We start from the raw sequence: 4991 nt of genomic DNA on the forward strand, positions 1-4991 counted from the left end.
CGATTATTTTTTCATTTCGGCAAGCCTCAAAGACCGCCTAAAAGACGCGTTTATCCTAAGCGATATCACGGGCTCTGACCACTGCCCCGTCGGCATCGATATCGATCTGGACGGGCTTTGCTAAAAGAAATCTTGCTTTATTTTGCGGCAGCGTTTTTTGAGATTTTTGGCTGCTTTGGCTTTTGGGCGTATTTTAGGCTGGGCAAAAATGCGCTGTTTTTGGGGCTCGGCGGGGCGTCGCTCGCGGCGTTTGCTTATATTTTGATGCGAGTAAATTTAGACTTCGCCGGACGTGCTTACGCCGTCTACGGCGGCATCTATATCGTCTCATCGCTGCTTTGGCTACATTTTGTAGAAAAGCAAGCCTTTACGAAATGGGACTTAATCGGCGGCGCGATTTGCTTGCTTGGCGCTTGCGTGGTGCTTTACGGCGGTAGAGGTTAAATTTGACCTAAATTTTACGCTTGTTTTTATGTTGCGAGCGAGATTTTGGGTTAAATTTGACTCGCCGCATTTTTATTTACAATTTGGCTTAAGAACAGCGTTTTGATTTCTAAATTTTAGCGCAAAGCATTAAATTTAACTCAAAAACCCGTGATCAAAAAGGTGCGTGATTAGGATTTTAAAACCAAGTCCGATGAGGATCGCGCCGCCTAAAATCAGCGCCTTTTGCTCCAAAAACTCTCCCGCAAATTTACCGACGTAAAACGCCGCGACGCTAAGCGCGAAGCAAACTATCCCGATAACAGCGGCGCTAAAGTAGATGTCCGCGGCCGTAAAGCTCAGCGTCACGCCCACGGCTAGCGCGTCGATACTGGTGGCAAATCCGCCTGAGAGCAGCGTCTTCGTATCAAGGCTCACGGCCTCGCAGGGTTCGTTTCTACAGGCTTCGCGGATCATCTTTACGCCCAAAAAGCCCAAAATCGCAAACGCGATAAAGTGATCAATCTGCGCGATAAATCTAGCAAACGCCGCGCCCAAAAAATAGCCCGCAAGAGGCATCGCAGCCTGAAAAAATCCAAAAACAAATGCGATAAATAAAATCTTTGATAGCGCGAGGTTGCGGTATTTTGCGCCGTTTGCGATGCTAAGCGCCGCCGCGTCCATAGCAAGCGCGATAGAGAGAAGTAAAAGCTCCATTTCGTCCTTTCAAAAAGGCTAATTTTAGCTTAAAATTTACTTCTTGCGGATAATCTCGCTCAAATTTACATCCAAATTTGACGCCCCAAATCGCCCGCCGCAAAGACGAACGGGGCTTATAAATTTGCGCTTAAATTTAGCCCTTAAATCACGGCTCAAATTTGCGATTTAAATTTTGCAAATTTAAGCCGCCGTGCCGTAAAAATGCGGGTAAATTCGCTCTAAAAAGGCCAAATTTACCCGTTTAAAAGCTGAAATTTAATATCATAACCGCCGAATTTTACTTTAAGGAAAAAACGATGAAAAAAAGTTTGATCTTATGCGCTATTTTGCTCGCAGCTTCGGCGCACGCAGCAGGCTGGCAGGACGCGCTAAATAAAGAAACGCTAAATCAAGGCGCGCAGATACTGGGCGCGGCAAACTCGGGCGACTACAAAAGCGCGGTCAGCTCGGCTCTAAATGCGGCCGTCAAGGAGCTATCAAACGGAGGATTTTTAAAAAACGCCACGGCTAAAATCCCGCTGCCAAAGAGCCTAGAAACGGCGGCAAATTTGGCTAAAAAAGTAGGCGGCGAAAAGTGGGCTAACGAGATGGTAACCTCGATAAACAACGCCGCAAGCGCGGCCGTGCCGGGAGCTGCGGACGTATTTTCGGGCGTGATAAAAAACATGAGCGACGCGGACGTGAAAAAGGTGCTAGAAGGCGGCAAGGATAGCTTTACGAAGTTTTTGCAACAAAACTCGAGCCAGAAGCTGCAAGCCGTGTTTAAGCCGATCATTACCAAAATGATGAGCGATAATACCTTTGCCACCGCGTATAACGGGCTAAATTCGTTTGTCGCGGGTAGCGCGCTGGCAAAATCAGACGCCGCAAAGCAGCTAAAAGGCATCGCAACTAGCATGGGTGCTGGCGAATACATACCGCAGGAAAACGAGGATCTAAACGACTACATCACGCGCAAGACGCTAGACGGGCTCTTTAACGTGATGAGCGAGAAAGAAAGCTCGCTAAGAGGCGGCGCGGTCGAGCAGGGCACGAAGATCCTGCAGGGAATTTTTAAGTAAAATCATAAGGGAAAACGGTGAAAAATAGTTTGGAATTTCGCGCCGACGTAGGCATGATATTTGTTGCGATAGTCTTTGGTCTAGGCTATCTGCCTACCTCGCTAGCGCTTGCGACCAACGGGGTTTTTGGCGTTTTGTTTTGGAGATTTTTGCTAGCGGCGATCATAGCTGGCGCGATATTTTATAAAAAGCTAAAAGACGTAAGCGCGCCTGATATAAAATCGGGCGTGATCTTGGGCTTGTTTTTGTTCGCGGGATTTGTCAGTCAGACTTTCGCGTTTAAGTACGCCGACACCTCGTCCGTGGCCTTTATCATCGGGCTAAACGTGGCTTTGGTGCCTTTTATCGCGGCGGGGCTTTTTAGGCATAAAATTTACTCTTACGCGTATGTGGGCGTGGCGTTTGCGGTGGCGGGGCTTTATATGATAGGCGATACGAAGGTGGGCTTTGGGCTGGGCGAAATTTTGGCTCTGGTTTGCGCGTGCGCCTACTCTTTTCACATCGTGCTAACAAACCGCTTGGTGCAAAAATGCAACCTCGTAAATATGGTTTATTTTGAAATTTTAACCCTAGTCGCGCTTTGTTTTGCGGCTATTTTGGTTTTTGAGGACGCTAAAATCGCGCCCGTCGTGGACAAGGCGTTTATCATAGCGATGCTAGTCGTGGGCGTGCTGGGCACGGCGTTTGCGTTTTTCGCGCAGGCCTTGATGCAAAAATTTACAACGCCCGTTAAAACGGCGATATTTTTCACCCTCGAGCCCGTAACCGCAGGAGCGATGGGGTATTTCATCGGCGCCGAGGACATCAGCGCGTACAGGCTTTGCGGCGCGGCGCTTATCTTGGTCGGAGTTTTGATCAGCGAGATAGGCAGCTACCTGCGCGCTAAAAAGGAAAATTTAGCCTAAATTTCGGCGGTTTTGCTTGGCGTTTTGCTCAAAGTGCCGACCTGCCGTAAAATCAAATTTATCAAATCGCCGCCAAATTTACTCTCGCGGCGATTTTATCCCATTTAAATTTATCTCCGTTTCGCCAGCTGGCAAAAAGGGCGGCGACTCTCAAATTTGACGCGATAAAGCCCGAATTTAGTCAAATTGCGTTAAATTTGCCCCTTAAATTTAGCTAAAGAAATCAGATGAAAAAATCAACCGAATTTAAGGCCGACCTCGCGCTGTTCGTGATCGCGGTGGTCTGGGGCGTGACGTTTTTGCCGATGGCGCAGACGCTAAAGACAAACGGCGTTTTTACGCTTTTGTTTTGGCGATTTTTGATCGCGGCCGTTTTGATGGCGCTCATAAGCCTCAAATTTACGCGCAAGATCGACCGCAATTCGTTAAGATTCGGCGCATTTTTAGGCGCGCTTTTGTTCGCGGCCTTCACGCTTCAGACCTTCGCTCTCAAATACGCCCCAAGCTCCACCGTCGCCTTTATCACGGGACTAAACGCCGTTTTTACGCCCTTTATCGCGCTCGCGTTTTTCGGACAAAAGGTCGTAGTCTATGCCTTTATCGGCGCGTTTTTGTCGGCGGCGGGGCTTTATTTTCTAACGGGCAGCGAGCTGGGTTTTGGCGTCGGCGAGGGGCTTAGCGTCGTTTGCGCGCTGGGTTTTGCGCTACATATCATTTTCACGGGCGTTTTGGTGCGCAGATGCGAGCTGTACTGGATGGTGAGCGCGCAGTTTGCGGCCGTGGCGGCGCTTTGTTTCGTTGCGGCGCAGATTTTCGAGCCTCGAGGCGTCGTGCCCGTTTTGGACGAAGCATTTTTCGTCGCGGTCGCGGTGACGTCGGTGTTTGCGACGGTTTTGGCGTTTTTCGTGCAAACCGCAGCGCAGCGCTACACGACGCCCGTTAAAACCTCGCTCATATTTACCTTTGAGCCGGTAAGTGCCGGGATAGTGGGGTATTTCGTCGGCGGCGAGATACTAAGCGGCGTGCAGATAGCAGGAGCCGGGCTCATACTCTTTGGCATCGTCGTTAGCGAGGTCGGCAGCTACTATAAAAATAAAAGATCGCGGGAAAATTTGAGCTAGCGGCTTTTGCGTGCTTAAATACAGCGAAATTTGATGTGCAAGGCCTAAACTTACGTTTAAATTTAAAAATTTCGGCGTAAATTTGACTGCGCAAAGGAAGGGAAAAATGAACGAGGATGAAAATTTAGCGGCGCCAAAGTGGATGAAACTTGATGCCGACGAGAAAATTTTGTGCGAATTTGAGCTCGTGCATACCGTCCACAAAGAAGTCGGCTCCGCGCTTTGTCTTTTGATGCTACTTTTATACGCGCGCGACAAGGGCTTTGACGTAGGTGTCTTTTGGGTCGCCATGACGGCCGGCTGCGCATTTTTATTTTACCTTTTTATCTTTTATGATAAAATCCAAAATCTAAAATTTAATGAGGTGGAATTTATGAAAATTTTAATAACAGGCGGAGCGGGCTACATCGGCTCTCACGTGCTAAAGGCGCTTTTAAAGCAAGGCGGACACGAGATAACGGTCGTGGATAATCTCTGCAAAGGCACTACAAAGGCGCTTGACGCGCTCGAAAAAATCGGTAAATTTAAGTTCGTAAAGGCAAATTTAGAAGATGATCTAAGCGGGATTTTTGCGGAGGGCAAATTTGACGCGATTATCCATTTTGCCGCATTTATCGAGGTTTTTGAAAGCACGCAAGATCCGCTAAAATATTACCTAAACAACACCGCAAACGTCGCTAAAATTTTGACCTATTGCAAAGAGTACGGCGTAAATAAATTTATCTTTAGCTCCACCGCGGCGGTTTACGGTGAGCCCGAGA

The 4991-nt window shown here is 48.3% G+C and carries 6 protein-coding genes and 1 pseudogene; 6 read left to right on the forward strand and 1 reads right to left on the reverse strand.

What is annotated here, in order from left to right; all coding sequences use genetic code 11:
- A pseudogene (locus Q0338_RS01315) lies at positions 1 to 124 on the forward strand (exodeoxyribonuclease III); the annotation flags it as partial.
- Complete coding sequence (locus Q0338_RS01320) at positions 118 to 444, forward strand: YnfA family protein (RefSeq protein ID WP_298085189.1); 327 nt, start codon at positions 118 to 120, stop codon at positions 442 to 444. The pseudogene Q0338_RS01315 and the gene Q0338_RS01320, both read left to right, overlap by 7 nt.
- Positions 445 to 579: 135 nt before the next feature.
- Here Q0338_RS01320 and Q0338_RS01325 read toward each other — a convergent pair whose 3' ends face one another.
- Positions 580 to 1140 (reverse strand): manganese efflux pump MntP family protein, encoded by a 561-nt coding sequence (locus tag Q0338_RS01325; RefSeq protein WP_298085190.1) that lies wholly within the window; start codon positions 1138 to 1140, stop codon positions 580 to 582.
- A gap of 299 nt (positions 1141 to 1439) precedes the next feature.
- On the opposite strand from Q0338_RS01325, the gene Q0338_RS01330 reads away from it, so the two are divergent.
- The 4 genes from Q0338_RS01330 to Q0338_RS01345 all read left to right on the forward strand — a co-directional run.
- The gene (locus Q0338_RS01330) at positions 1440 to 2204 is read left to right on the forward strand and encodes a DUF4197 domain-containing protein (protein WP_298085191.1); all 765 of its coding nucleotides are present in this window, start codon (positions 1440 to 1442) and stop codon (positions 2202 to 2204) included.
- Positions 2205 to 2221: 17 nt separating this feature from the next.
- Positions 2222 to 3109 carry a DMT family transporter gene (locus Q0338_RS01335; RefSeq protein ID WP_298085192.1) on the forward strand — a complete coding sequence of 296 codons (888 nt, stop codon included), beginning with the start codon at positions 2222 to 2224 and terminating at the stop codon, positions 3107 to 3109.
- A gap of 227 nt (positions 3110 to 3336) precedes the next feature.
- The gene (locus Q0338_RS01340; protein WP_298085193.1) at positions 3337 to 4230 is read left to right on the forward strand and encodes a DMT family transporter; all 894 of its coding nucleotides are present in this window, start codon (positions 3337 to 3339) and stop codon (positions 4228 to 4230) included.
- A 106-nt stretch (positions 4231 to 4336) separates the two neighbouring features.
- Positions 4337 to 4991, forward strand: a 655-nt coding sequence (locus Q0338_RS01345) for an NAD-dependent epimerase/dehydratase family protein (protein WP_298085194.1), incomplete at its 3' end; no start/stop codon positions are given.

The sequence above is a fragment of the uncultured Campylobacter sp. genome (genome assembly GCF_938018145.1).
Classification (GTDB): domain Bacteria; phylum Campylobacterota; class Campylobacteria; order Campylobacterales; family Campylobacteraceae; genus Campylobacter_A.

Coding starts and splice junctions, on each gene's coding strand:
- Q0338_RS01325 (WP_298085190.1), bottom strand. CDS start 1,140: ATGGAGCTTTTACTTCTCTCTATCGCGCTTGCTATGGACGCGGCGGCG.
- Q0338_RS01330 (WP_298085191.1), top strand. CDS start 1,440: ATGAAAAAAAGTTTGATCTTATGCGCTATTTTGCTCGCAGCTTCGGCG.
- Q0338_RS01340 (WP_298085193.1), top strand. CDS start 3,337: ATGAAAAAATCAACCGAATTTAAGGCCGACCTCGCGCTGTTCGTGATC.